Below are 26,469 nucleotides of genomic sequence, written 5' to 3'. Positions count from 1 at the left end.
CGCATGCGCAGGCTCCTTGCCGTCGCGATGCTGTCGGTACTCGGCGCCTGCACGGCGCCGCCGACATATAGCGGCACCGTTCAAACCGAGAGTATCACCATCGGCAGCCAGACCGGAGGTCGCGTATCGGCGATCTACGTCGCTGCCGGTTCGCGGGTTCATCGCGGCTCCATCGTGCTTCGCATCGACGATTCGCTCCTTCAGTCGCAATACGAACAGGCCATCGCGCTGCAACAGCAAGCGATGCAGCGCCAGAACGAAATGGCGAACGGAACCGTCGCCACCGACGTCCAGCGGGCGCAGGCGCAAAGCGCCGCAGCGCAGGCGCAATACCAGCAAGTCGTAGCCGCGACGCAACCGCAGATCGCCGCGCAGGCCGCGATCGTGCGCGACGCGCAAGCCGGCCAAACGCTTGCGAGCGCGAACTTTGCGCGCGCAAAGGCGCTGGCGGCCAGCGGCGACGTGTCGTCGCAAGCGCTCGATCAGGCGCGGGCAGAAAACGATGCGGCGCATCAAAAGGTGGAGCAGGCGCAATCCGATTACCACGCGCTCGTTTCGGCCGTGCTCCCCGGCGAAAAGGCTTCTGCGCAGCAGACGGCTCTCGCTCAGTCGGCGGGCTACCGGACTGCGAAAAACGGACCGCGACCGGAACTGGTCGCGCAGGCGCGCGCGCAAGAACAAGCTGCGGAAGCGGCCGTCGCGCACGCGCAAACGCAACTGCGCGAGACCGTCGTGCGGTCGCCGGCAGACGGCGCCGTCGAAAGCTTCGATCTTCACCCGGGCGATTTGCTCAACCCGAATCAGCCGGTCGCGGTGATCGACACGTTCGCCGATCCGTACGTGTACATTTATGCCTCCCAAGAAGACTTGCATAAGTTCGGACAGGGCGCCCGCGTAACGGTGAAATCCGACGCCGGCATGGGCCAGTTCGACGGCGTCGTCGAGGAACACGATCGCAGCGCGCAGTTCACCCCGCAAAACGTCGAAACGGCCGACCAACGCGCGGAGCTCGTATACGGCGTCAAAATTCGCATTCACGACCCGCAGCATCAACTGCTGGATGGTACGACGGTAACGGTGTATCCGCGTTGAGCGGCGTCGCCGTGTTCGCCGACCGGTTGACCAAACGGTACGGCGACCGTAACGCCGTCAACGCCGTCAATCTTTCGGTTCCGGCCGGCAGCATCTTCGGATTTCTCGGGCCGAACGGCAGCGGCAAGTCGACCACCATCAAGATGCTGTGCGGTTTGGTGCATCCGACGAGCGGGTCGGCGCGAGTCGCCGGGTTCGACGTCGAAACGGAAAGCGATCGCGTGCGCCGGTCGATCGGCTACATGGCGCAGGGCTTTGCCCTGTACGGCGATCTCACCGTGTCGGAAAATCTGGAGTTTTATGCGCGGGCCTACGGTCTCGGCCGCAACGCCGAAAAACGCAAGAGCGAGGTCATCGAAATCGTCGGCATCGGCCCCTATGCAAAAGTGCTCGGGGGTCATCTTTCGGGCGGCTGGCAGCGCCGTCTAGCATTGGCCGCCGCACTGATTCACAATCCGTCGGTCGTCTTTTTGGACGAGCCGACGGCCGGCATCGATCCGGTTGCACGCCGCGATTTATGGGACTTGCTGTTCACGCTCACCGCCGCTGGAATTACGTTTTTCGTGACGACACACTACATGGACGAAGCCGAACGATGTTCGTCGCTGGCGTACATTTATTTGGGCGATATGCTGGTGTACGGCTCGCCGGAAGAAATCTGCGCGCTGCCGACGGTCACCCCGAGCGGCACCGTCCGGTACGCCGTCTCCAGCAACGACGTGATGGAGACGTTTCGCCGGGTGCATTCGGTACCGTCGATCCGTGAAGCGACGATCTTCGGGCGCGACATTCACGTCGTGGTCGATGCATCCGAACCGAAAGAGCAGTTGGCACGCGATTTGAGCGTGCTCGACGACAGCGTCGCGAAGATTCCGCCGTCGCTCGAAGATGCATTCGTCGCCCTCACCCGCTCGAGCGCGGCGTCGCAATGAAGTCGGCTTGGGACGTCCGCGGCTTCAGCGCGGTTTTTTACAAGGAACTGCGCCAGATCATGCGCAGTCCGATTACGTTTTTCTTAGCCATCGGCATTCCGATCATCCAGCTGCTCTTGCTGGGATACGCCATTCAGACGACGGTCGAACACGTTCCGTCGGTCATGTATCGCGGCGACCGCGGCCACGCCGCGCAAGCCTTTACCGACGCCGTCAACGCGTCGCGGACGTTCAACGTCGTCGGCTACGTCAACAGCCGCGAAGAGCTGCGCGCGGCCATCGTGGCCGGCAAAGCCCGCGTTGGGTTCGACATTCCCGAAAACTTTACGGCCGACTTGCTCGCCGGCAAACATCCGGCCATCGGCGCCCTCATCGACGGCTCGGACTCGGCCGTCGCACAAATTGCGTATGGATCGGCCATCGCGCTGGGCGGCGTTCCGTTGCGCGCGGTCTCGCTGGCGCCGAGATTTTCGCTCGAAGTCCGACCGTACGTGCTCTTTAATCCCGCAATGCGCAGCGCCGACTTTTTCGTACCCGGTCTGATCGGCATGATCTTGCAAAACATGACGATCATGCTCACGTCGTTGGCGATCGTGGGTGAACGCGAACGCGGCACGCTCGATCAGCTGCTGGTCACTCCGATCGGCTCGGCGGGATTGATGCTGGGCAAATTGCTGCCCTACGCGATCGTCGCCGGCATCGATTTCGTGGCGATTTTGATCACGATGCGGTTCGTGTTCGACGTGCAGATCGTCGGCAATTTAGCATTGCTCGCGTTCTTGTCGGCCGGATTTCTGGTAACGGCGCTCGGCCTGGGCCTTCTGATCTCGACGTTCGCGCAGACCCAAATCCAGGCGCAGCTCATGTCGATCTTTCTGCTGCTCCCGTCGGTGCTGCTGTCCGGAGCCGTCTTCGAGCGCTCGCTGATGCCGCTAACCATGCAAATCGTCGGGCTCTTCATCCCGCTCACCTATTACATCGATATTTTACGCGGCATCATTCTACGAGGTGCAGGCGTCGTACAACTCTGGCCCTCGATCGCCCTCATGTTCGGCTACGGCATCCTAGTCTTCGCCCTAGCTAGCTACCGCTTCGCCCGCACAACCCGCTAGCGCCTCGCGACGCGTTAGCCAGCTCACAGCTGGCTATTTCGCCGCAGCTTTAGGCGCGGCCGAGGGAGCGTACTACGGTACGTGACCGAAGCCGCAACGACAAGCTGCGGTGAAAGAGCCGCTGCGTTACCCGAACTGGTGCCCGTCGACCTGGATAAACCCGCCGGCATGTTTCCCGCGGGGGTCGTGGTGGGTCCAGTGGATGACTCCGCCAAGCGCGTAGTACTCGTATTCTCCGCGCACGACGACGGCTTGACCAGGGCGCAACGCAAACGTACCGGTGAAGTCGACGTTGGCCTCGACGCGCACGATGACGGAACAGTCCGAAGAGAGCCGCATCAAAAAGCCTTCATGCGGGCTTTCGCGGCCCGCCTGGACACCGAACGCGCGCACAACCGTACCTTGCGCGGTGACCTCGATGTGTGACGTTCCCGATGTAAAGGCGCGGCAGACGGCGGCATTGTCGGGCGCGGCAGAACCATTCGAGGCGCAGCCGCCGAGCAGCGCGACCGCAGCGACCACAACGACCCTAAGCTTGCCCATCGTAGCCGTACAGGTGGTGCTCGGCGATATAGTTCCACACCGCGTCGGGCACCAAATAGCGCACGCTGCGGCCTTGCGATAGCAGCCCGCGAATCGCCGACGACGAGACCGGGATCTCCGGCAGATTGAGCGTGCTGACGCGTTCTCGCAATCGCGCGGGTAGCGCTTCGAGCACGCGTCCTAGCGCGTCGGCGCGCACGTCCGCACGCGGCGCGATCAAAAATCGCTCGAGCCCTTCCAGTACTTCGTCGAAACGGACCCACGGCGTATTCACCAGCGAATCGGCGCCGATGACGAACGTGAGTGTGGCGCCGGGATAGCGTTGCGCGATTCGCGGAAGCAGGTCGGCCGTAAATCCGGTCGCGCCATCGATCACGTCGGAATCGTCCAAACCGAACGCCGGGTTTCCGGCAATCGCGCCGAGGATCATCGCACATCGATGTTCGGCCGAGATCTGCGATCGCTCGCGATATTGCTGATTATTGGCGGGCACGAACAATACGCGGTCGAGCCGCTCCATCAAACGAGCCGCTTCAGCCAGGAACAAATGCGCGTTGTGGACGGGATCGAACGTCCCGCCGAAGATCCCAATTCTCACGAGTAGGTAAACTCGTACGTTCCCACGCGCACCGTATCCCCTTCGACCGCACCCATCTCGCGCAATTTTTTCTCGACGCCCATACGTTCGAGCTGCCGCTCGAAGCGCGCCAGCGATTCATCCGAATCGAAGTTGGTCATCGCGGCGAGGCGCTCGATGCGTTCGCCGCCGAGTTCGAACGCACCGTCGCGCCCGCGTTCGATCAAGAACGCCTCGGCCGGACGCAACGAGATCTGCGCCGGCGGCGTCACGATTTCGGGAACCGGTGCGCGCTGGATATCGCCCCATAACGCGTAGACCAATTCGGAAACGCCGGCTCCGGTCGCGGCGCTTATTCCACGAACCTCGCCAAAGCGCTGCTGCAATTCGACGTAGCGTTCTTGCGCGTCCGGGAGATCGATCTTGTTGAGCGCGAGCACGACCGGCTTGTCTGCCAACGCGGGGTTCCACGCGGCCAACTCGCGTTCGATCGTGACTTTGTCGTGCACTATTTCGTCGAGCGGCTTTGCGCCGTCGAGCAGATGGAGCAACACGCGGGTTCGCTCGATGTGGCGCAAAAAACGATCGCCCAAACCTGCGCCTTCGTGCGCGCCTTCGATCAAACCCGGAACGTCGACCATTACGAACGACGCCTCGTCGGAAACGCGCACGACGCCCAGTTGCGGTTCGATGGTGGTAAACGGGTAATCGGCAATCTTAGGACGCGCGGCCGATACCGCCGACAACAGCGTCGACTTACCGGCGTTCGGCACGCCGATGACGCCGCAATCGGCCAGCAAACGCAACTCAAGTCGCACGGTGCAGCGTTCGCCCGGCTCGCCCCGTTCGGCAAATTCCGGCGCTTGACGCACGCTGTTGGCAAAATGCTGGTTGCCCAATCCGCCTCGGCCGCCACGCGCGACGCGAATTTCTGCGCCGGCGACGTTCAAGTCCGCCAATAGCGTTTCGGACTGCCCTTCGAGCGTGCGATACACGAGCGTACCGACCGGCACGTCGATCGTTAAATCCGGACCACTGCGTCCCGATTTGTTCGAGGTAGAGCCGGCCTTGCCGGCAGTCGCCGCAAAGCCGCGCTTGAAGCGAAACTCGAGCAATGTCGACAGTTCGGGCGTGGCTCGCAGCACAACGCTGCCGCCGTGGCCGCCGTCGCCGCCCGCCGGCCCGCCCTTGGGGACGTATTTCTCGCGGCGCCACGCGACGACACCATTTCCACCGTCGCCGGCCGCGATCGCCACCTCGGCTTCATCGATAAACTGCATTGCTTTGAGAGTCGTGCTCCGTTCGCGGCCAAAGCAAAAGGGGCCTTACGGCCCCTTCGATTCGCTCTGGAACCCGCCGTCAGGCCGGCGGGCGGACGTTGATTTGCTTGTGATTACGGCGTTCGGAGAATTCGACGGTTCCGTCGATCAGCGCGAAAAGCGTGTGATCGCGTCCAATTCCCACGTTGTTCCCGGGGTAGAAACGGGTGCCGCGCTGGCGGACCAAAATGTTGCCGGCGATCACGGCTTCGCCGCCGAAGCGCTTGACGCCCAAACGCTGGGCGTTCGAATCGCGACCGTTGCGGGTAGAGCCGGCGCCCTTTTTCGAGGCGAAAAGCTGAAGATCAAAATGCCACATAGCCGCAAGACTATATCAAACCGATGGCGTCCCGCGCAAGCGCCCCCGGCATAGTCGCTCTCCGGACATTAAGGCCGCTCGGGCGACCCGCTAGTCGCCGCTCGCCACGTCCCGCCCGCTTCGCCCGGGAAAGCGAAAGGGCCACCATCTTTCCACATTGTTCATATAGCTGTGAACATCGCGGCCATAACCTCCGGCAAGCATTTCGAAATCATCCGCGCATATAAGCGTTTTCGCCACCGCCGCGAGATCGTTGAGGGGCGGTGCATAAGTTTTGAAAAGCCGCGAAACTTCGTCGCATAGCCCCTTGTGCATAAGTGGATAAGGTGGTGTATAAAACGCGCAGGAGGGCGACTCCATTAAGCCAAGAGATTGCGCCCTCACCAGGTTTGCTCGCCCGGATTGCGACGCGGGAAAAGGACGACATCATGGGGCTTGTTACCGGCCGATCCGACGCGTCCGCAGCGGTGTGGGAGGGCGCTTTAGAAACCCTCGAACGAAATTTTTCCAAACCCGTCTACGAAATGTGGATAAAGCCGATGCGGTTTATCTCGTTTCGGGACCACGAGTTGCACCTGGCCGTGCACAGCAAATTTGCGCGCGAGTGGGTCGGGACCAAACTCCAGCATCAAATCGTCGACGTCCTCAAGGTCGCCTTCGGACCAGAATTAGAGCTGCGTCTATCGGTCGCCGATTCTTCGGAACCGCCCGCCGCGCCGTCGACCGCGTTGCCTTCCTCGCCCTCCACGCCCGCTCGCCCGCTCGAAGATTTACGCATCGCCAATCTCAACGTCCGGTACACATTCGAAGAATTCATCGTGGGGCAGTCCAACCGGTTCGCACACGCGGCTTCACAAGCCGTCGCCAGCGCCCCGGCTCGCGCCTACAACCCGCTTTTTTTGTATGGCGGGGTCGGCTTGGGCAAGACCCATTTGATGCACGCCATCGGCCACCGCGTGAGGCTCGATAATCCGAACGCGAACGTCGTATACCTCACGTGCGAAAAGTTCACGAACGAGTTCATCATCGCACTGCAAAATAACCGTACGCCCGAGTTCCGCAACCGGTACCGCCAAGTCGACGTGCTGCTGATCGACGACATTCAATTCTTGGCCGGCAAAGAAACGACGCAAGAAGAGTTTTTTCACACCTTTAACGCCCTGCACGAATCCGGCCGGCAACTGATCATTTCCTCGGATCGCCCGCCGCGCGAGATTCAAACGCTCGAGTCGCGCCTGCGCTCGCGGTTTGAGTGGGGACTACTGACCGACATTCAAGCACCCGACCTGGAAACGCGCGAAGCCATCCTTCGCAAAAAAGCCGAGAGCGAAAAGATTCCGGTTCCCGATGAAGTCACGTCGTTCATCGCCAAAGTGATTCCGTCGAACATTCGCGAACTCGAAGGTGCCCTGATTCGCGTGGTCGCGTACGCTTCGCTCACCAAATCGCCGATCACCAGCGAACTGGCCGCAGAAGTGCTCAAGAGCGTGATCGTCAACGCGCCGCCGCAACGAGTCACGATCGCGAAAATTAAAGAAACCGTGGCCGGCGCCCACGGCCTCACGGTCAAGGAAATGGATACCGGCCGTCGGGATCAGCGGCTAGCCGCACCGCGACAGATCGCGATGTTCATCGCGTGTATGCTCACCAACTATTCGCTGCCGCACATCGCGCGCGAGTTCGGGAAAAAAGATCACACCACCGTGATGTACGCGCGCGACAAGATCAAAGACCAGATGGAGCGCGACGAAGCGTATCGCAACAAGATCCGCCAGCTCATGGCGATGTGCCAATCGCGTTAACGCAGCCTTCGCTTCCCTCATTTCGATAGACCGGCGCAGCCAGCTCGCCGGTCTTTTCTTTGTCCGTCTCGCGAGAGCGCCCGTATCCCCAACGTTGTCCGCACATCGCCCACAAGGTCCCGGCGACCGCAGGTATAACTCCCAGCGGTCGGTTATCGAGGTGGAAACGTGGATACTGCGGGTTCAAACGCTCACAACTTATCCCAAGGCCAAAAGCGTGTAGCTGCCGGATGTTTGGCGCGTTCTTCGCAGATTGCACCGCCCTACTGCTGGTACGACTATAATTATCAAATTTAATTACGGACGCGAGGCTTCGCTCGCGGCGGTGGATGATGAAGTTCAGCTGTAACACTAAAGACATCTCGGCAGCCGTCGGAGCGGCCAGTAAGATCGTCAACGCGCATACGACCGTTCCGATCCTGTCCAACGTTTTGCTGCAAGCAGAAGACGGGAAGATCGCCGTTCGCGCGACCGATCTCGAGCTGACGCTCGAACACGGTTTTGCCGCGGATGTCGGCGAGAGCGGCTCGGTGACGATTCCGGCCAAGCTGTTCGCGAGCTATCTCGGAAACTTACCGGCCGGAACGCTCGAACTCAGCGGCACGCCGACGCGTGCCAGCGTCAAGCACGAACGCAGTAACTACGACTTTCACGCGCTGCCCGCCGAAGAATATCCGCCGCTCCCGGCGGCAACCCGAGGCTCGCACTTCACCATGGGTGCAAAAAAGTTTCGAGACGCGATCGATGCGACGATTTTCGCCGCGTCCAACGAGGAGGCGCGTGGCGCCGTCCTGATGGGGACGTTGATCGAGATCGAAGGCGACGCGATGACGCTGGTTGCGACCGATGGGTACCGCCTCGCCAAGTTCGCAACGACGCTCGACGAAGCCATCGGGGGTTCTGAGAAATACATCGTGCCATCGCGCGCTCTGGCCGAGGCCGCCCGTAACCTGGGCGGAGGCGAAACGATCGCGGTCAACGCACTTGGCGCGCAGAGCAATCAGTTGCAAATGACGGCCGGAAACGTGTCGATAACGGTACGGCTGGTCGACGGCCAGTACCCCAACTACCAGCAAGTCATCCCCGCAAAATTCGATCGCAGCGTAACGGTCAGCACGTCGCGGCTGATCGGAAGTCTACGCCGCGCCGAGCTGGTGGCCGGCGATCGCGCAAGCATGGTAAAGCTGGCCATCTCGAATCAGACCCTGGTCGTGACGGCTAACTCCGACATCTCGGGCACCGCCTACGAGGAGCTCGAGGTCGAACAAACGGGGGACGATTTGACGATCGCCTTCAACGCGCGGTACCTGGTCGAGATCCTCAATCATATCAAAAGCGAGCGGGCCGTTTTGGAGTTTCTCGGACCGCTCTCGCCGGCGGCTATTCGTCCCCTCGAGCCGATGGATTCGGGCACGCAACTGTACGTGCTCATGCCGCTGCGGCAGTGACGTCCGGTTCCTCGCGCACGACAAAAACGGCGGCGCGTGCCGCCGTTCGCGTATGCAACTGACGCGACTCGAGCTGCTGGACTTCCGCAACTACGAACGCCTTGAAATCGCTCCCGGACCGGGCTTGACGGCCTTCGTTGGGAGTAACGCGCAGGGTAAGAGCAACTTGCTCGAGGCCGTCGCGATGCTCGGCACCGGCAAGTCGTTCCGAGCGCTGCGCGACGGATCGGTGATCCGCTACGGTTGCGAGCGCGCCGCCGTAACGGGAGAGGCGATGCTTCGCGCCGGCAGCGTGAATCTCGGCTGTTCGGTCGTGCGCGGCGCGCGCGGCACGCGCAAAGCGTTTGCGGTGAACGGAAGCGATGTCCGGTACGCCCGCTTTTTAGGGCACCTACGAGTCGTCACGTTCGTGCCTGCCGATTTGCAGCTTATTGGCGGTGCGCCGGCCCTGCGGCGGGCGCTGCTCAACGGCGCTCTCGCGCAATCCGAGCCCCGTTACTATCGCGCGCTGGCCCGCTACATGCAAACGCTGGCGCAAAAGAATGCGCTCCTACGCGCGCTCGCGCCGGTCGACCCCGAGTTGCTCGATGTCTACAACCGCACGCTGATCGAATCGGCCGCCGAACTTATTCCGGCGCGCGCCCGGTTCGTGCAAGAACTCGACACTTCGGCCGCCGAGTCGCACCGGCGCTTCACCGCGGGCGCCGAAGTACTGCACGTGGAGTACGCCGGCGACATTGCGTGCGACGCGCTCGACGCTGAAGATGTCGCGCGCGCCTTCGAGCGCCGCCTTCGCGAAACGGCCGACGTCGAGCGGGCGCGAAAAGCGTCCGTTACCGGACCGCATCGCGACGATGTAATACTGACCCTCGACGGACGATCGCTATCGACCTACGGATCGCAAGGTCAGCAGCGCACGGCGGTGCTCGCGCTGAAACTTGCCGAATATGCAACGCTACGCGATCGCGGTGGGGAAGCGCCGCTGCTCTTGCTCGACGACGTGCTGTCGGAGCTGGATGACGAGCGGGCCTCGGCCTTCGTGGCCGGCCTGGGCGAGTACGAGCAAGTGTTCTTGACGGCGGTGCAGTTGCCGCCCGCGTTGCGGTCGGGTGCGCACGTCTATACCGTCGAACGCGCGAACGTCACGGCGGTGGCGTGCTAAAACCGCTCGGGCAGGCAATGGCGCGCTGGACGCCCGCGCGCTCGGCTCGAATCGACGATCCGGTTACGGCCATTGCAACCGCCTGGGCAGAGATCGTCGGCGCCGACATCGCTCGCAACTCGCAACCCGTGAAAATCGAACGAGGTACGCTGTTCATCGTGACGACGTCGGGGGCGTGGGGCCAGCAGTTGACGTTTTTGGCGGAGGGGTTGTTGGCCGCCGTCCGCGAGCGTACGCCGCAAACATCGGTCGCGCGTTTGCGGTTTAGAGTGGGGAAGATCACCGCCGTGCGCCGGCGGACGTCGCCGCGCACCACTGCGATGCCGAAAGCGGCCGTTCCGCGCGCCTCCGCAGCGGAAACTGCGGCCGACGCGTTAGCCGCCTTCCGCCGTCACGTAGAATGCTGGGAGCGGGCGAAACGAGTTGCTGGGTGGAAAGAATGCGGTAACTGCAACGCCTTGCTTCGACCCTCAAGTGCTGCGCGTTGCGCTGCGTGCGAAAGCGCCCTAACCCGGCGCAGAACGGAGCGAGCGGCGCGACTTTTGGCTGAAGCGCCGTGGCTCGGTTATGCCGGAACTGCGGAACTGGTCGACGAGTTGTCGCGAACCGAATATGAGGTGTTGCGCGCGCGGCTTCTCTCGGACTGGCGGCAATCGCTCGAACGCGCCCGCGCGGCGTCGGCCGAGCATCCGGCTCCGGGCGAACGTGGCTTGGCGAGCGCATACGTGTTGCTCGCAACGCGGCTTCGGCCGCACGAAATCGATCCCGCGGTTATGCGCGGCGTGTTAGGCGACGCGTCGTATGACCGGCTCTACGAAACGCAACGAACGGAAACGAATGGCGAATAATAATAGTTATACCGGCGAACAAATCGAGGTGCTGCGTGGCTTAGAGGCCGTTCGCAAGCGCCCGGGCATGTACATCGGCAACACCGCCGAGCGCGGATTGCACCAGTTGGTGTACGAAGCCGTCGACAACGCCGTCGACGAAGCCCTCGCCGGCCACGCCCAACACGTGCGGGTCGTACTGTACAAAGACAACTCGTGCTCGGTCGAGGACGATGGTCGCGGCATCCCGATCGACATCCATGCCGAGGAGAAGCTGCCCGCGGTCGAAGTCGTCATGACGATTTTGCACGCCGGCGGTAAGTTCGGCAAGGGCGGATATAAAGTGGCCGGCGGCTTGCACGGCGTCGGCATTTCGGTCGTCAATGCCCTCTCGGAATGGATGGTCACGCGTGTCAAACGCGACGGCTGGGCGTACGAGATGCGCTTCGAGCGCGGCATCACGGTGCAGAAGCTCAAGAAAACCGGTCGAGCCGAAGGCTCGGGCACGTTCCAGTGGTTTAAGCCCGACGAAACGATGTTCGAAGTCCTGGACTTTCATTGGGACATTCTGCAGAAGCGGCTGCGCGAATTGGCGTTCCTCAATCGCGGGCTCGAAATTACCCTCCGCGACGAGCGCGGCGACGAACCGCGCGAGCGCTTGTACAAATTCGAAGGCGGCATCGTGTCGTTCGTCGAGTGGCTTAACGAAAAGAAAGATCCGCTGCATCCGATCGTTTCGACGCATTCCGAACGCGACGGCGTCGACGTCGAAGTTGCGATGCAATACACCAACGTGTACACCGAGCAGATCTTCGCCTATGCCAACAACATCAATACGATCGAAGGCGGCATGCACGTGCTGGGCTTTCGCACGGCCGTCACCAACGCCGTCAATAGCTACGCGCGCAAACGCGGAATGCTCAAAGAGGGCGAAGCCTCGTTATCGACCGACGATATTCTCGAAGGCCTGACGGCCGTCGTTTCGGTCAAGCTGGAAAACCCGCAGTTCGAAGGTCAAACCAAAACCAAGTTAGGCAATAACAAAGTCCGCAGCATCGTGTACGGTCTCGTCAACGAGCGTCTCGAGTTCTTTTTCGAAGAGAATCCGAAAGTCGCCAGGACGATCGTCGACAAGTGCATGCAAGCCCAACGCGCTCGCGAGGCGGCCAAAAAAGCCCGCGACCTGTCGCGCCGCAAGAACGCGCTCGAAGGGTCGGGCCTTCCCGGCAAGCTGATTGATTGTAAGAATACCAATCCGGCCGAGAGCGAAGTCTTTTTGGTCGAGGGCGATTCGGCGGGCGGCACTGCCAAGGGTGGACGCGACCCGCTGACGCAAGCGATTTTGCCGCTGCGCGGTAAGATCATCAACGTCGAAAAAGCGCGGCTTGACAAAGTCCTCGCGAACGAAGAGATCCGGACGATGATCACCGCGTTCGGAACGGGCTTTGGCGACGAGTTCAATCTTGATAAGCTGCGCTATCACAAGATCATCATCATGACCGATGCCGACGTCGATGGCTCGCACATCCGCACGCTCTTGCTCACGTTCTTTTATCGCCAGATGAAGCCGCTGGTCGAGGGCGGCTTCGTGTACATCGCTCAACCGCCGCTGTACGGCATCCGCAAGGGCAAGCAGCAATGGTGGGCGTTCAGTGAAGCGGACTACCGCTCGATTATCGGCGACGCAGATCCCAAAGAATTCACCATTCAGCAGTACAAAGGTCTCGGCGAAATGGACGAGGATCAGTTAGCCGAAACGACGATGGAAGTCGGCCACCGGCGGTTAGAGCAAATCACCATCGAAGATGCGGTCGAAGCCGAGCAGATCTTCAGCGATCTGATGGGCGACAAAGTCGAGCCCCGCAAACAGTACATCTTCGAATACGCCAAGAGCGTAAAGAACCTCGACCTCTAGCCACCCTGGCGCCGCCGCGTTCCTCATGCATCTGTAAGCACGCGCTGCAGGGGCGCCTTTGCCGAAAGGCGGTATAACCTACTCCGAGGTGCGCAAGGTATTGGCGATCGGCCTGGTGGCCGCCGTGCTCGTAGCCGGGTTTGCCGTAGCGCGCAGGCACGATTTCGTTCGGTTCGTCATCGGCGCGGCTGCCGGCGCGGCCGGTTATTCCGTTTCGATCGCACGCCAGCGCGTTGGGTTCGACGCTTTGGAATTGCAGGACGTCCACGTGTCGCGCGCGGGTATTCCACTGCTCGACGCGGCGCGCGTCGACCTGCGCTATTCGCTGCGCGATCTGTTGCCCGGCAGCACCAGGCGTTTTGGAGTTGCCGCGATCGACGTGTACGGGGCCAAGCTCACCATCGAGCGCGCCGCGGACGGCACGTACAACTTTCTCGGGCCGCCCGCCCCCTGGCAACTTCCGCAAGCGCAATTGCCGGTCGAGGTCGACAACGTTCCCTTGCGGTTTACACTACGGCTGCGCGATACGGCGGTGGAACTGCTCGAACCGGCTGCCTACGATCCAAGCGCCAAGCGCGTCGTCATCCACGGATTTCGAGTTGACGCGTCGATCGATACGGGAGCCGTGTCGCGCTATCGCGCGCGCGGCGCCTTTGCCGGAACCCGTCGCGACGATCCGTTTACAATCGACGGTACGATGGACGCGCTGCGTGGGTATGCGACGCATCGAGCCCGGGCGCCGCGGTTTCCCCTGCGGGCGTTGGCCAATTACTTCGCCGACTCGCCGGTCATTCGCGTGCTCAAAGGCCGCGCACGCAACTTCGATGCGCGTTTGTACGCACTCGACGTGCAGCCAAACGTCACGCCCGACTATCACGCCAACCTGCAGTTGGATATCGACGGCGGAAGCTTGGCTCTGGCGATGTTGGCGGCGCCGCTCGACAATGTGCGCGGCCGCGTGCAGCTGGTCGACGACACGTTCTTTCTTCGCCGCATCGACGCGAGTCTGGCCGGCGTGCGCTTGCACGTGACCGGCGGAATCTACGATTTCGCGGGAGGCCTGACCGGCAGCCCGCAACTGCGCCTCGGCATCCATGGCGACGGCGACCTCGCGCAGTTGCGCAATGCGTTCACATTTACGCGTCGCGAACCGATGCGCGGCGCGCTGCAATTGGGCGTGCTGGTCGCCGGTCCGATCGGCGATCCTATCATCGTTGCGCGTGCCTCATCGCCGCATCTGGTGTACCGCAACGTGCCGTTCGACGGCCTGCGCGCAGGCGTGGTCTATCACCATAACGTGGTTGGGTTCGCCCCGCTGACCGCGGCCTACGGAACGACGCATCTGTGGCTGAGGGGTGTCCTTGGGATCGGAAAGAGGCTGACGTCGGAGCTGGCGCTACACGTTGCAGGGCCGGCGTCCGGCTTACCATTCTTGAACCGGCTGATGGGCGACGAGGCGGTGCGGCTCGACGCGGTTGCCCACGGAATCGATTTGAACTTTGCGGTACATGGAGCGGCTTCTTCGGCCCGCGGCATCGGTCCGATGGCCGCGATCTTCGAACTCGGGCCGACCGGTACGGCCGAGGTTTCGCCGTTCTGGCTGCACTCCGGCTCGGGCTCCCTCACCGGCGGCTACCAGCTCGACCGTCCGCACGCGTCGAGCGCCTATTGGGCGCTGGCCGACGGCCTATCGATACACGCCTTGCAAACCCAGTTTCCCGGGCTGACGCTGCCGGTCGTTCCGCCGATGTCCGGCAGTCTGCGCGCGGCCGCGATTGTGGGTGGAAACACCGGACCCGATGCCGCTCTCGCCGGAACGATTGCGACCGGCGCGCTGACGATCGCGACCGTCCCGTTTGCATTCGCACGAGCTTCCTTCGATGGCTCGCCAGCCGCGGCGCGCATTACCGGTATCCGCGCCGCCGGACCGTGGGGAACGTTTTCGGGGAGCGGGCAGATGTCGTCCAAGGCGTTCGTTGCAGGCGGCGACTATCGCGGAACGTTCGAAGGGTTGCGGCAATTTATCGGGCCCGATCTGCGAGCGCGGGGTGGCATCTCGGGCGGCGCGTCGATCGCCGTTGAGGGCAATAAGATCGTCGTACAAGGGCGCAACATGCGCTTGCACGACGCGAGCTTCCGCGGGATTCCGGTCGACTCGGCGGATCTCACGCTCGCCGTGGCAGGTCCGCAGCTACAAATTTATTCCGCGCTCGCAAAAGCCGACGGCGGTGAAGTCGTCGCGTCCGGGTCGTTCGGGCTTTCGCCGCACGGCGACCCCGGCAGCTTGGCACTTGCGGTACGCGACATCAAAGCGGCTGGTTTGCGCGGTCTTGGATTGCCGCTCGATGCCGGCCGGGTTACGGCGTCGGGCCGGCTTTCTGCCGGTTCGCCGTTGCCCGAATTCAACGGCGGCGTGTCAATCGCGGGCGGACGCCTGCAACGCTACGCGATTTCCGGCGACGGCGACGTGGCGCTTTCGGGAGAAACCGCGCACTTGCGTCGCGTCATCGGGTCGCTCGGAACGACGTACGCGAAAGTCGACGGCGACATCGGATCGCTCGCCGCGGGTGGCCCGTCGTTTGCGCTCGATGCGGACGTTCCGGCGGCCGACGTCGCTTCGACGCTGCACGCGCTGGGATATCCCAACTACATGACACAAGGTACGTTCAACGCGCGGTTGCACATCGGCGGTAGCGGAGCCACGCCGAACGTCGGCGGCACCGTCAACGCACCGGCCGGCAACGTCAACGGTTTGCCGTTCGTCGATGCGACGGCGCAACTCTTCGCTAACGCGAGCGGGGTGCGCGCAAACGGCGGCAGCGTTCGAATCGGTTCGACGTCGGCGCGTTTCGACGCGTCGACCGGCCGCGAGCGCACGCGCGTAACGGTCGAGGCGCCATCGGCCGATCTCGCCGACTTCAATAATTTCTTCGACGCGGGTGACATGTTTGCAGGCCGCGGTAGCGTCGCATTGAGCGCAGCGCTCGATCGTGCGCGCATGCGCAGCCGCGGCAACGTGGCCATCGAGGGTCTAGCGTGGCGCGATCTGCCGATCGGCGGCGCCGTTGCGAACTGGTCTAGCGCGCACGATGCCGTTACCGGCGCGTTGTCCATCGGCGGAAAAGAGGGCCGGCTGAGCGCAAACGGTTCGTTCGTACTTCGACCGGCGAGCGATCTGCAAACGACGATCGTGAATTCGCGCTACAACCTTTCGGCCTCGGTTACCAACGCCGACTTATCGTTGTGGAGCGCCGCATTCGGCTTCGCGCAATTGCCGATCCGGGGGCGCGCCGACGCAACGATGCGGATCGACGGACGGTATCCGGATGCCGCGATGCGCGCACAGGCGACGGTGCGAGATGGTGGCGTCGGGCCGCTCGCGCTCGACACTGCGACGGCAGCGGTACACGCCCGAAGCGGGCGATTGACGATCGACAACGCCGAAATCGCAACGCGCGGTTTACAGGCGACGGTGGGCGGCTCGATCGGACTGCGTCCCGGCGATCCAGTCGACGTGTCGCTCCATGCGGCCACATCGCAATTGCCGGTGTTGGTCGCTCAAGTAACCGGCGCAAGTATTCCGATCTCCGGATCGTTCGAATCGACCTTGCACGTCGGCGGAACGTTCCGTTCGCCGTCGTTCGTCGCCGGGATCGACGCCACGGACGTCGACGCGTACGGCATCGCCATCTCGTCGTTTTTCGGCGAGGTGCGCTTGCACGGGCGATCGCTCGTGCTATCGAATGCCGGCGCGACGATTTCCGGAGGCGAGTTAACGCTGGCCGGGTCGTTGCCGTTAGAATTGGCGCCATTGCGTATCGGTCCGCAAGACCAACCGATCAGCTTCGATATCGATGCGGTGGGATTGAATCCGGCCGCGATCGACGGATTGCTCGGCAACGGCACGCGGTTGAGCGGATCGATCGACGGCCATCTCGGGTTGACGGGAACGATCGCGCGGCCGATCGTGATCGGACACGCGACGCTGCAAAACGGTTCGTACGTCAGCAACGTCGAGCGCACGCCGATTACCAACGCCGTCGGTCGTTTGACGTTCGACCGCACGAGCGCGTCGATCGATCGGGCCGGCGCTCGGCTTGGATCCGGCACCGTCGATGCTTCCGGCCGAGTCGCGTTTCCGCACGGGTTTCAAGCGCGAAGCGGATTCTCGTTTGTGGTCAAAGCGATTGCGACCGGCGCGCAACTGGATTTACCCGAGTATGGGACCGGTACGCTCAACGCCGATCTCGCGCTAACGAAGACGCCGTCGTCTTCGGCGCTCCTTTCGGGCAAAGCAACTTTGTCCGATGCGAGCCTGCCGTTCGCTGCCTTTCTGCATGCCGCGCAAGGCGGCGACGCGGACACCACGACGAGTGCAAGCGCCTTCCATCTTCCGCCGCTGGCGTTCGACGTGGATGCGGCTGCCGGTCGTAACGTGCGGGTGCGCGGATCCGGATACGGCGCCGGACTCGATATCGGCGTTGCCGGTTCGGTGCGGTTAGCCGGCACGACGAGCTCCCCGCAGTTGATCGGCTCGATCGGCTCGACGGGCGGAACGCTCACCTACTTCGATCGCGCGTTTCGGGTGCACGAAGGCAATGTGTCGTTCGCCCAAGGTGCCGGACTCGTCCCCGACATCCACGCGGTCGCAACCACGAGCGTCGTCAACCCCGATCCGGACCGCGCGCGCAACCCCTACGGGCAAGCAGAAATCACGATTGCCGTCGACGGTCCGATCGACGGTCTGAAAATCGACTTCACGACCAATCCATCCGGTTACACCCGCGACCAGATCATTTCGATGATCGCGCCGTTCGGCGGCTTTCTCAACGGCATCGCGTTCAATTCACAATCGCCGTATCAAGTCGAATCGCCGGGCGGCATAACGCCGCTCGGCGCGGTTTCACCGTTGCCGGCCGGCGCGTACCAAACGCGTAACGGCGTGATCACTGTGGGTCAGGAAGCGTTCAATATTCTCAACGCGCAGTTTGCTGCGGGCTTGCTTGCACCGCTTGAGGGTGCGCTCGGCCAAGGGCTCGGTCTCTCGAGCGTGGATTTGAACCTCGGTTACTACGGAAACGTAGGGATTACCGCAACCCGGCTGCTCGGGAAAACGGTGAGCGCCGTGTATGCGACCACCTTCGGGATTCCACAAATCCAGTCGTTCGGTATCAAGATGCAGCCGAGCCCGTTTACCTCGGCCACGTTGAACTTTTTCTACCAAACGAGCCCGACCAAGCTGTTCCAAGAACCGGTGACGATCGTCGGGCCGTCTAACGGCCTGCTTCTATCTCAGCCACTGCTCGGGAATAGCGGCTTTAACGTATCGGTGCAGCGCTACTTATGGTAAGTGGTTGTTGCGTTGCGGCGCAATTGCTCAATCCGACCCTAATCTTCAAGGCAAGGACCGGGGTCCGGCGGGGCGAACACGCCGACCCGGGTCCCATCCGGTGCGTCCGTTCGCACCCTCCGTTTGCTGACGCCGTCAGCTTCGCTCTTTCAATTCGAGGACGATTTTTCGCATGACCTTCGACCTTCGGGGCGCCCTCCGCGCGCTGGCGTGCTGGGCCGGCGCCCTGCTCGCGTTTGTGATCGCGGCTTCGCCGATGGTCGCCGCTACCGCACCCGCGAACGGGAACCAGATCGTTTCCGTCGATGTCACGGGCAATCTGCACGTGCCAACGGCGACGATCATGGCGGTCGTGCAAGCGCGTCCCGGTCAGGCGTACGATCCGAAAGTCATCCAAGAAGACCTAGCGCGGATTAACTCGCTCGGCTACTTCGCCGACATCGCGCCACCGCTGATCCGGCAGCGTCCGAACGGCATCGCGATCACGTATCGCGTCGTCGAAAACCCCGTCATCACTAAGATAACGTTTGCCGGCAACCAAAAGGTGCCCAGCGATACGCTGTTGGCGTTGATGGACTTGTCGGTCGGCCAGGTGTTCAATACCAACACCTTCCGGCAAGACGTTCTGAAGATCAATAACTATTACGAGCGCATCGGCTACGCCGGCCAGGTGCCCACGCACGTTAAAGACATCAACCTGGATCCGAAAACGGGTGCGGTGACCCTGACGATTCAAGAGGGTCTGATCGTCCGGCACATTATTATCGGCGGCGACCCGCTGCTGCCGCCGCAGATCATTCTGCCGGCACTGACGGTCAAGGAGGGAACCGAGTACTCGGATGCCGTCCGCGACGCCGATTATAAGGCGCTGCAGAAACTGTACGAAGATAAGTTCCATCTCGAGCTCGGTAACTTCGAAGCCGGTCCCGATCCGTCGTCGATCGATCTCAAAGCGGGCACGGTCGACGTCAAGTACAACATTTATGTGGCCCGCGTCGCCGCCGTCGAGATCACCGGAAACACCCGCACCAAGGACGCCGTCATCCGGCGCGTTCTGCGCGAGGTCCCGGGTACGGTTCTCAACACCGACGCCGTCAAGCGCGATTACGAGCGTCTGAACTCGCTCAATTTCTTCTCGAAGGTCGAACCTAACATCGTTCCGGGTCCGGATCCGAAGAAGCCGCAGCTAGTAACGCTGGTGTGGCACGTCACCGAGCAGCGTACCGCACAGGCCTCGGTCGGCTTCGGCTACTCGGGTGGATTGACCGGACAGGGCTTGTACGGCACGCTCGGCTTCTCCGACAACAACTTGCAAGGCACCGGCAACTCCGGATCGCTGCAGCTCGAGAAGGGCGCGCGCACCGGTGTCGCCCAGCTGTCCGTTCAGGTGCCGTATCTCGGCAACACTCCGCAGTCACAAAAATACAGCGTCGGCGGTTCGCTCTTTACGAACAACACGACCTACTACTATCCGGTCTACGGTGTGACGTCGAGCGGCCCGGGCATCAAATCGGTCGGCGCCACGCCGGCACCGATTCCCGTGACGCTGTACGGATCGAGCACATCGTCGGAGTTGTCGAACGTCGTCGCGACCAACTCGTCGAGCGCCACCGGTGCCAATGCAAGTATCGCTCGGCGCTTAAGCGATTATACGATTCTGTCCGTAACGGGCGGAGCGCAGACGATTCGCTATAGCACGACGGTGCCGTCTCCGTACTACTTCCAGGGCAATCAGCCGAACATTTTCGTCGGACCCACGCCCGGTCCGATCAACTCGAGTATCAACTCCTATGGCGGCTCGTTCGGTATCGCCGCATCGTCGATCGCCAACGTCAACACCGGTGCCCCGTACAAGCTCAACACGGCCGTCATCGGTTTGACCACGTCGACGCTCGACGATCCATTCAATCCGCGCAACGGCGTGAACGCCTCCCTGACCTCGATGATCTCGATGCCGGCATTCGGCTCGAACTTCAAGTTCACGCAGTCTACGTTGAACATCGCGAAGTTCTTCCCGGTGCTCAAGGAGGCGACGCTCGGCTTCCACTTGCAGTTGAACGGGTCGTCAGGCGTGATCCCGCCCAGTCAGTTGGTCACGTTCTCCGACCAACAGATGCGCGGATATAATACCGTGTTTTATGCGACCGATGCCGGGCTCGGGCAGATCGAACTTCGGCAGCCGTTGGCGTTGGATCGCCGAATTACGCTGGCCGCGTTCATCGACGAACTCGACTACCGCATTCGCGGCGCCTACCCACTGTTGGACCAGTATACGAACCGTATCGTAGGATATCCGGGTAATTGGGCGCTATACGGCGACTACGGCGTCGGCGTTCGATTCGACGTCCCGCAGCTTGGGTTGCGCACCGTACGTATCGACTTCGCCAAGGGCGCCGACGGTACGCATACGAGCTTCGGCATCGGCCAGAGCTTTTAAGAGGAAGGTATGAAGCTTCGGATCATCGGTTCTTTCGCAGCTGCCGCGCTGTTGGCCGTCGTCGTCGCTCCGGCGGCGATCGGCGCCGACCTCACCGACGTGGGGTTTGTCGATCAGGCGCAGTTGGCGAGTATGCCGCAGTTCGTCGGCGCGAATCGCGCGTTGGCCGGCGCCAAGGCGCAGATGGACGCGCAGTACAACGCCGCGTTGCGGCACGTCGGCAGCGACGCCGATCGCCAACGCATCACGCTGCAGTTCCAACAAGCATTTCAAGATAAGCAACGCGAGATCGTCGGTCCGATGTTCCAGCGCGCGCAACTAGCGATCGCGCAAGTGAGCTCGGCGAAGAACCTTTCGATCGTCGTCGATAAACGTATCGTCATTTTTGGCGGTCAAGATATCACGCGCGATGTCGCAACGCTCTTCTCGAGCGGTCAAGCGCTGCAGCCGCCGGCCGCGTCGCCGCCGCCGTCGGAGATCGGATTCGTCGATCAGTCGGTTCTCGATAACGTCGCAAAAGTCAAAACCGCCAACGACGAAATGACGCAGTTCGAGACGACCCAACGCACCCTATTCGCGCCGCAACTGGCACAAGCCAAAACCGACGCCGATAAGAAGAAAGTCTTCGACCAGTTCAATAAGGTCATCTCCGATAAGCAGGACCAGTTGCTCAAGCCGCTCGTCGATCAAACGAAGAGCGCGACCGCCAGCGTCGCGTCGTCGAAGAAGCTGCTATTGGTGATCGATCGTGCCGACGTCATTTATGGTGGCACGGACATCACCGCGGATGTCCAAAACGATCTCGCCAAATAGGCTCCGAACGCTCGCCGTCGCGATGCTTGTCGCGGCCGTGTTGCCGTCCGGGTGCGGCGCAAACGTGCATTCGTCGTCGATCCGCGGCACGGGCTACGTCCGCTTGGACGAGGTCGTAAAGCATCATCCGCTGTATCCGCAGCTTTCGCAAATCGACGACGCGATCGCGTCGATCAATTTAAGCGCGGCGGCGCCGCGCGTCCCGTTGAGCGCGTCGCAGATCGCGAAGCAGACGTCGATACTCAACGGCGAGTTGCGGGCGGCGCAGGATCGCGCCAATAAAATACTCGCACAGAAGCAAAGCTCGTACGCGGCCAAAGAAGCGCAGGCCGTTTCTGCGGCGCTGCGCGCTGCCGGCATCAGCGGCGCGGCCGCGGCCGCGATGCAAATGAACGGCGCTTCGGCCTCCCAGGCACGCCAGGCCGTCGCGGCCGCCAATCAAGATTTCCAATCGTATCAGCAGAGCGTTCTGTCGGCCGGTAACGCCGCGTCCAATTCGGTCGTCCGCCAGTTACAGATACAGGCCGCGCAAAAATACCGCGCCAAGGCCGAGCAATTGCAGCAGCAAGAAACCGACGCATCGCTCAAATTGTCGCAGGCCGATGCATCGCAGCGGTTGGCCATTCGCACCCGCCTCTCGAATCTGGCGATGGACGAGAGCACCCGTAAGGATCTGCAGAACCAGCTCGCCGCGCTCAATGTGAAAGAGAACAACGCGCTGGACGCACAGCGCCGTTCCGACGCTGCAACGTTGCAGGCCTATCATCGTCAACTCGACGCGCAGACCTCGAGCGCGATTCGATCCCAGGTTTCTTCGATGCAAGGGGAGACCCAAGCCAAGCTGCTGGAGCGCCGGAACGAAGTAGGGGCCCAGCTGCGGAACATGGGAGCCGCCCCGGCCGTGCCTGCGGCCGTCCCGCCCAACGTCAAGAAACAGATCGCCGACATCCATCGCACCTTCACGGCGCAATTCCAGAGAGACGCGCAAAAAACGGTAGGCGACTACAACGCGACGAAATCCGACCTAGACCGGCAATTTGCTGCGCTCCACGGCGCAGACGTCGGGGCCACCGGAGCGGCTGCAACCGAGCTCGCCGCATTGCAGAAGCGCCGGGGAGCGCTCTACAAACAGATCTCCGATCAGGTTTCGCGCGATGCGTCGCGCATCGCCCAAGAACGCGGTTTTAGCATCGTCTTCGAAAACGTCAACGCCGCCCCGGGCGGCTACGACCTGACGAACGACATCATCAAGGACGTCGAAAGCCAACACGAGTGAAAAAGCATCTTTACGCAGTCTTTTGCGCCGCCACCCTTGCCGGTATGACCGGTTGCGGCACGTCCAGCCCGATCGGGCTGGTCGACGTGCAGCGCATCGTTACGAACTGGCCGGAATATCAAGGCTATCAAAATCAACTGCTAGCGGACGAAAAGTCGATCCAATCGCAGCGCGGAAACGCTCGTCAGAAGCAACGCGCAGCGTTCGTGTTGGAACAAAAGTACAGCAAGATCACCGAGCAGTTGACGCAGCAGATCCGCGTCGCGGCCACCAAAATTGCGCAGCAGAAGCAGCTGAAGCTCGTGTTGACGCGCGAGGGTATCGGCTACGGCGGCGTCGACATCACCCCCGACGTCGAGAAGTCGCTCAACATTACGGAAAAAGCGACCCCTTCGCCCGGAACGTAGTTTGCTCGGAACGCTTCGTCAACTGTCGGAGCGCGTCGGCGGCCGCGTGGCCGGCGATGGAGACGTTGCGATTACGCGGATCGCCGCCGTCGACGAAGCCGGGCCCGGCGCCCTAACGTTTGCGACCGACGCACGCTATTTAGCAAAGGCCCTCGCCGGCACTGCGGAAGCCGTTTTGGTAGACGCGGCGATCGCGCCGGAACGTTCCACCAAGCCCCTCTTGATCGTGGATCACGTGCGGCACGCGCTGGCAAGCCTGCTGGCGGGCTTGCGCGCGCCCAGGCCACTCGGCCCCCATCGCCATCCGTTGGCGGCCATCGCTCCCGATGCCGACGTTGCGGCTGACGCCTACGTCGCCGCGCACGTTTACGTCGGTTCGGGCGCCAGCATCGGCCGGGGAACAGCTTTGAGCGCCGGTGCGTACGTCGGCGACGGTGCGAGGATCGGCGATGACGTGTGGCTGCACCCGGGCGCGCGCGTCATGGCGGGCTGCGTGGTGGGAAATCGCGTCGTGCTGCATGCCGGGTGCGTGATCGGCAGCGAAGGTTTCGGCTGGGCGTTTCTAGATGGCCGGCTCGAACGTATTCCGCAAATCGGCAACGTGGTCTTGGACGACGACGTCGAGATCGGCGCCAATACGTGCGTGGATCGCGCGCAGACCGGAAGCACGCAGATCGGCGCCGGAACCAAGATCGACAACCTCGTGCAGATCGGTCACAACTGCCGCATCGGTAAGAACTGCGTGCTCGCCGCACTCACCGGTCTGGCCGGATCGACCGTCGTCGGCGATGGCGTGCAAATCGCGGGACAAGTCGGCACCAGAGGGCACATGACGATTGGTTCCGGCGCGAGCGTCGCCGGTCAATCGGGCGTTTGGGGCGATGTGCCGCCCGGTACGACGGTTTCCGGTAATCCGGCGCGCAATCACCGCGAAGATTTGCGGCGAGAGGTCATGATTCGTAACCTGCCAAAGCTCGTCGCTCGTGTCGACGTTTTGGAGCGCGCGCTCGAACGAGACCGTGAGTAACGGCGCGACGTATCGCCCGATGACGCAAGCAACGCTCGGCGCGCCACTGCATTTCGAAGGTGTCGGCCTGCACACCGGCGCGCATTGTGCTGTGGAGGTACTTCCCGCAGCGGCCAATGCCGGGCTCGCATTCGACCTCGCACATCCGCATACGCCCGGGAGACGGGTGCGCGTGCCGGCGTTAGCCGAAAACGTGATCGATACGTCGCGCGCCACCGTCATCGGCCGCGACGGCGCCAGCGTTTCCACCACCGAGCATCTCCTATCGGCATTGTTTGCAATGGGCGTGTCGAACGCCGACATCCGGGTCGACGGCCGCGAGATTCCGATCGCCGACGGAAGCGCACGAGCGTTCGTCGACGCCATCGCGTCCGCCGGCGTCGAATCCCAGGACGCCGAACGAGCCACGCTCGACCTGGAGAAACCGTTCGTGTTGACCGTTGGAGACCGTACGATCGCGGCATTGCCGGCACCGGCGTTTCGCGTTCGGTTCGTCGCCGATTTTCCGCCGCCGATCGGCGCCGAGTATTACGAAGGCGAAATCGACGCCGCGAGCTATCGCGACGAGATCGCGGGCGCGCGAACGTTCGGATATTTGCATGAAGTCGAAGCGCTTCGCGAGCGCGGGTTGGCCTTGGGTGGAAGTCTCGAAACCGCAATCGTGTTCGCGGTGGATGGACCGATGCAGCCGTTGCGCTGGTCCAACGAAGTCGTTCGCCATAAAGTGTTGGATCTGATCGGCGATTTCGCACTGCTCGGCGCGTGGCCGCGTTGCGACATCGTGGCGATCAAGAGCGGACACGAACTACATGCCGCAGCTACGCGCGCATTGCGCGCGCGCATGGCGTCATAAGCCAGGAGGAGGCGTGTGTCGGAGTTAGATATACGGCAGATTCTCGATGTGCTGCCGCACCGGTTCCCGATTCTGTTGATCGACAGAATTACCGAACTCGAACCGATGGTGCGGGTGCGCGGTTATAAAAACATCACCTACAACGAGCCCGTGTTCACCGGACACTTTCCGGGCAACCCGTTGTTTCCGGGCGTGTACATGCTCGAAGCGATGGCGCAATTGGGCGGAGCGGTAGTACTCGAGCCGGGCGAATTTTCACGCAAGACGCCATATCTCGCCGGTATCGATAAGGCCAAGTTTCGACGGCCGGTTATTCCCGGAGACCGCCTCGATATGGAAGTAACGATTCTCCGGCACAAGCGCAACATCGGATGGTGCGCCGCCAACGCCAGCGTCGACGGTCAATTGGTGTGCGCCGCCGAGTTGATGTTTTCGATCGTCACCAATCAAAATATGTACGGCGCGGATGCGACGGTGTTGCATCCGTGATCCATCCTACCGCGATCGTTCATCCCAGCGCGGTCATCGCGAGGACGACCGAGGTCGGTCCGTATTGCGTCGTCGGCGAGCACGTCAAAATTGGTGCCGGCAGCGTGCTGCAAGCGCATATCGTCGTCAACGGCTGGACCGAGATCGGCGAAGACTGCCAGATCTATCCGTTTGCGACCATCGGGGCCGCTTCGCAAGATCGTAAATACGTCGGCGAGCGTGCGTACACGCGAATCGGTAGTCGAACCGTGCTACGGGAGTACGTCAGCATCCAGCGCGCGACCGGCGAAGAAGAGGTGACGGCCGTGGGCGACGATTGTCTGCTGCTGGCCTACACGCACATCGCGCACAACTGCATGCTGGGAAACGGCGTGACCATGAGTAATTTGGCGCAGTTGGCCGGGCACGTCGAAGTCGGCGATTTTGCGACCATCGGCGGTCAGGCCGGCGTGCATCAATTCACCCGAATCGGGCGCTATGCCATGGTCGGTGGTGCGAGCAAGATCACCAAGGATGTTCCACCGTTTTTTCTGATCGAAGGAAACCCCGCGCGTCCGTACGGATTGAACAGCGTCGGTTTGCGGCGCGCAAACTTTACGGCCGAAGAGCGTACCGAAATCAAACGGTTTTACAAGACGTTGTACAACCCGAAGATGAACGTTTCGCAGGCGCTGGCCGTCATGAAGGATCAAGCGGCGACGGCTCCCGGCAAAGAAATCGTCGAGTTCTTGGAATCGCGCTCGCAGCGCGGCGTCCTGAAATGAGCGCG

The 26,469-nt window shown here is 62.2% G+C and carries 21 protein-coding genes; 17 read left to right on the top strand and 4 right to left on the bottom strand.

The window, feature by feature from the left end; translation table 11 throughout:
- Positions 1 to 3 precede the first annotated feature (3 nt).
- Genes VGF98_11650 through VGF98_11640 form a run of 3 tightly spaced genes read left to right on the top strand, consistent with a single transcriptional unit; the run spans position 4 to position 3,136 of the window.
- Positions 4 to 1,092 carry an HlyD family efflux transporter periplasmic adaptor subunit gene (locus VGF98_11650; GenBank protein ID HEY1682285.1) on the top strand — a complete coding sequence of 363 codons (1,089 nt, stop codon included), beginning with the start codon at positions 4 to 6 and terminating at the stop codon, positions 1,090 to 1,092.
- A complete protein-coding gene (locus VGF98_11645) occupies positions 1,089 to 2,024 on the top strand; it encodes an ABC transporter ATP-binding protein (protein HEY1682284.1) in 936 nt (311 codons plus the stop codon). The genes VGF98_11650 and VGF98_11645 overlap by 4 nt, the downstream gene beginning before the upstream one ends.
- Positions 2,021 to 3,136 carry an ABC transporter permease gene (locus VGF98_11640; protein ID HEY1682283.1) on the top strand — a complete coding sequence of 372 codons (1,116 nt, stop codon included), beginning with the start codon at positions 2,021 to 2,023 and terminating at the stop codon, positions 3,134 to 3,136. The genes VGF98_11645 and VGF98_11640 overlap by 4 nt, the downstream gene beginning before the upstream one ends.
- A gap of 126 nt (positions 3,137 to 3,262) precedes the next feature.
- Here the strand turns inward: VGF98_11640 and VGF98_11635 are convergent, their stop codons facing one another.
- The 4 genes from VGF98_11635 to rpmA form a co-directional block, all read right to left on the bottom strand.
- A complete protein-coding gene (locus VGF98_11635; protein ID HEY1682282.1) occupies positions 3,263 to 3,679 on the bottom strand; it encodes a DUF3465 domain-containing protein in 417 nt (138 codons plus the stop codon).
- The gene (nadD, locus tag VGF98_11630) at positions 3,666 to 4,277 is read right to left on the bottom strand and encodes a nicotinate (nicotinamide) nucleotide adenylyltransferase (GenBank protein HEY1682281.1); all 612 of its coding nucleotides are present in this window, start codon (positions 4,275 to 4,277) and stop codon (positions 3,666 to 3,668) included. The genes VGF98_11635 and nadD overlap by 14 nt, the downstream gene beginning before the upstream one ends.
- Positions 4,274 to 5,536, bottom strand: coding sequence for a GTPase ObgE (obgE, locus tag VGF98_11625; protein HEY1682280.1), 1,263 nt, complete (start codon positions 5,534 to 5,536; stop codon positions 4,274 to 4,276). Before obgE ends, nadD begins: the two co-directional genes overlap by 4 nt.
- 79 nt (positions 5,537 to 5,615) lie before the next feature.
- Positions 5,616 to 5,894: a 50S ribosomal protein L27 gene (gene rpmA / locus VGF98_11620; protein HEY1682279.1), complete on the bottom strand. Its 279-nt coding sequence runs from the start codon at positions 5,892 to 5,894 to the stop codon at positions 5,616 to 5,618.
- 428 nt (positions 5,895 to 6,322) lie between these two features.
- Here rpmA and dnaA point away from each other — a divergent pair, with 428 nt between their 5' ends.
- The 14 genes from dnaA (at position 6,323) to lpxA (ending at position 26,464) form a co-directional block, all read left to right on the top strand.
- Positions 6,323 to 7,696 (top strand): chromosomal replication initiator protein DnaA, encoded by a 1,374-nt coding sequence (dnaA, locus tag VGF98_11615; GenBank protein HEY1682278.1) that lies wholly within the window; start codon positions 6,323 to 6,325, stop codon positions 7,694 to 7,696.
- Between the two features lie 329 nt (positions 7,697 to 8,025).
- Positions 8,026 to 9,144, top strand: a complete 1,119-nt coding sequence (dnaN, locus tag VGF98_11610; protein ID HEY1682277.1) for a DNA polymerase III subunit beta — start codon at positions 8,026 to 8,028, stop codon at positions 9,142 to 9,144.
- A gap of 52 nt (positions 9,145 to 9,196) precedes the next feature.
- Positions 9,197 to 10,306, top strand: coding sequence for a DNA replication/repair protein RecF (recF, locus tag VGF98_11605; protein ID HEY1682276.1), 1,110 nt, complete (start codon positions 9,197 to 9,199; stop codon positions 10,304 to 10,306).
- The gene (locus tag VGF98_11600) at positions 10,300 to 11,154 is read left to right on the top strand and encodes a DUF721 domain-containing protein (GenBank protein ID HEY1682275.1); all 855 of its coding nucleotides are present in this window, start codon (positions 10,300 to 10,302) and stop codon (positions 11,152 to 11,154) included. Before recF ends, VGF98_11600 begins: the two co-directional genes overlap by 7 nt.
- On the top strand, positions 11,144 to 13,048 hold the full coding sequence (gene gyrB / locus VGF98_11595) for a DNA topoisomerase (ATP-hydrolyzing) subunit B (protein HEY1682274.1): 1,905 nt from the start codon (positions 11,144 to 11,146) through the stop codon (positions 13,046 to 13,048). Before VGF98_11600 ends, gyrB begins: the two co-directional genes overlap by 11 nt.
- Positions 13,049 to 13,136: 88 nt before the next feature.
- Entirely contained in the window at positions 13,137 to 18,398 is a 5,262-nt protein-coding gene (locus VGF98_11590) for a translocation/assembly module TamB domain-containing protein (GenBank protein ID HEY1682273.1), read from the top strand.
- Between the two features lie 172 nt (positions 18,399 to 18,570).
- Complete coding sequence (locus VGF98_11585; GenBank protein HEY1682272.1) at positions 18,571 to 20,835, top strand: POTRA domain-containing protein; 2,265 nt, start codon at positions 18,571 to 18,573, stop codon at positions 20,833 to 20,835.
- Positions 20,836 to 20,844: 9 nt separating this feature from the next.
- Entirely contained in the window at positions 20,845 to 21,648 is an 804-nt protein-coding gene (locus VGF98_11580) for a hypothetical protein (GenBank protein HEY1682271.1), read from the top strand.
- The gene (locus VGF98_11575; GenBank protein ID HEY1682270.1) at positions 21,623 to 22,924 is read left to right on the top strand and encodes a hypothetical protein; all 1,302 of its coding nucleotides are present in this window, start codon (positions 21,623 to 21,625) and stop codon (positions 22,922 to 22,924) included. The genes VGF98_11580 and VGF98_11575 overlap by 26 nt, the downstream gene beginning before the upstream one ends.
- A complete protein-coding gene (locus VGF98_11570; GenBank protein ID HEY1682269.1) occupies positions 22,921 to 23,331 on the top strand; it encodes an OmpH family outer membrane protein in 411 nt (136 codons plus the stop codon). The genes VGF98_11575 and VGF98_11570 overlap by 4 nt, the downstream gene beginning before the upstream one ends.
- 1 nt (position 23,332) lies before the next feature.
- Positions 23,333 to 24,358, top strand: coding sequence for a UDP-3-O-(3-hydroxymyristoyl)glucosamine N-acyltransferase (gene lpxD, locus VGF98_11565; GenBank protein ID HEY1682268.1), 1,026 nt, complete (start codon positions 23,333 to 23,335; stop codon positions 24,356 to 24,358).
- On the top strand, positions 24,351 to 25,211 hold the full coding sequence (lpxC, locus tag VGF98_11560) for a UDP-3-O-acyl-N-acetylglucosamine deacetylase (protein HEY1682267.1): 861 nt from the start codon (positions 24,351 to 24,353) through the stop codon (positions 25,209 to 25,211). The genes lpxD and lpxC overlap by 8 nt, the downstream gene beginning before the upstream one ends.
- A 15-nt stretch (positions 25,212 to 25,226) precedes the next feature.
- Positions 25,227 to 25,700, top strand: coding sequence for a 3-hydroxyacyl-ACP dehydratase FabZ (gene fabZ, locus VGF98_11555; GenBank protein HEY1682266.1), 474 nt, complete (start codon positions 25,227 to 25,229; stop codon positions 25,698 to 25,700).
- Complete coding sequence (lpxA, locus tag VGF98_11550; protein ID HEY1682265.1) at positions 25,697 to 26,464, top strand: acyl-ACP--UDP-N-acetylglucosamine O-acyltransferase; 768 nt, start codon at positions 25,697 to 25,699, stop codon at positions 26,462 to 26,464. Before fabZ ends, lpxA begins: the two co-directional genes overlap by 4 nt.
- Positions 26,465 to 26,469 lie beyond the last annotated feature (5 nt).

It is taken from the genome of Candidatus Tumulicola sp. (genome assembly GCA_036490475.1).
In the GTDB taxonomy this organism is placed as follows: Bacteria; Vulcanimicrobiota; Vulcanimicrobiia; order Vulcanimicrobiales; family Vulcanimicrobiaceae; genus Tumulicola.
The sequence above is the reverse complement of the archived record's forward strand: the minus strand, read 5'-3'. Positions and strand labels throughout refer to the sequence as shown.

What these genes read in the sequence shown, in the direction of transcription:
- VGF98_11650 (HEY1682285.1), top strand. Translation starts at nt 4, where the DNA reads ATGCGCAGGCTCCTTGCCGTCGCGATGCTGTCGGTACTCGGCGCCTGC.
- VGF98_11640 (HEY1682283.1), top strand. Translation starts at nt 2,021, where the DNA reads ATGAAGTCGGCTTGGGACGTCCGCGGCTTCAGCGCGGTTTTTTACAAG.
- VGF98_11635 (HEY1682282.1), bottom strand. Translation starts at nt 3,679, where the DNA reads ATGGGCAAGCTTAGGGTCGTTGTGGTCGCTGCGGTCGCGCTGCTCGGC.
- obgE (HEY1682280.1), bottom strand. Translation starts at nt 5,536, where the DNA reads ATGCAGTTTATCGATGAAGCCGAGGTGGCGATCGCGGCCGGCGACGGT.
- rpmA (HEY1682279.1), bottom strand. Translation starts at nt 5,894, where the DNA reads ATGTGGCATTTTGATCTTCAGCTTTTCGCCTCGAAAAAGGGCGCCGGC.
- dnaA (HEY1682278.1), top strand. Translation starts at nt 6,323, where the DNA reads ATGGGGCTTGTTACCGGCCGATCCGACGCGTCCGCAGCGGTGTGGGAG.
- dnaN (HEY1682277.1), top strand. Translation starts at nt 8,026, where the DNA reads ATGATGAAGTTCAGCTGTAACACTAAAGACATCTCGGCAGCCGTCGGA.
- recF (HEY1682276.1), top strand. Translation starts at nt 9,197, where the DNA reads ATGCAACTGACGCGACTCGAGCTGCTGGACTTCCGCAACTACGAACGC.
- gyrB (HEY1682274.1), top strand. Translation starts at nt 11,144, where the DNA reads ATGGCGAATAATAATAGTTATACCGGCGAACAAATCGAGGTGCTGCGT.
- VGF98_11585 (HEY1682272.1), top strand. Translation starts at nt 18,571, where the DNA reads ATGACCTTCGACCTTCGGGGCGCCCTCCGCGCGCTGGCGTGCTGGGCC.
- VGF98_11580 (HEY1682271.1), top strand. Translation starts at nt 20,845, where the DNA reads ATGAAGCTTCGGATCATCGGTTCTTTCGCAGCTGCCGCGCTGTTGGCC.
- VGF98_11575 (HEY1682270.1), top strand. Translation starts at nt 21,623, where the DNA reads ATGTCCAAAACGATCTCGCCAAATAGGCTCCGAACGCTCGCCGTCGCG.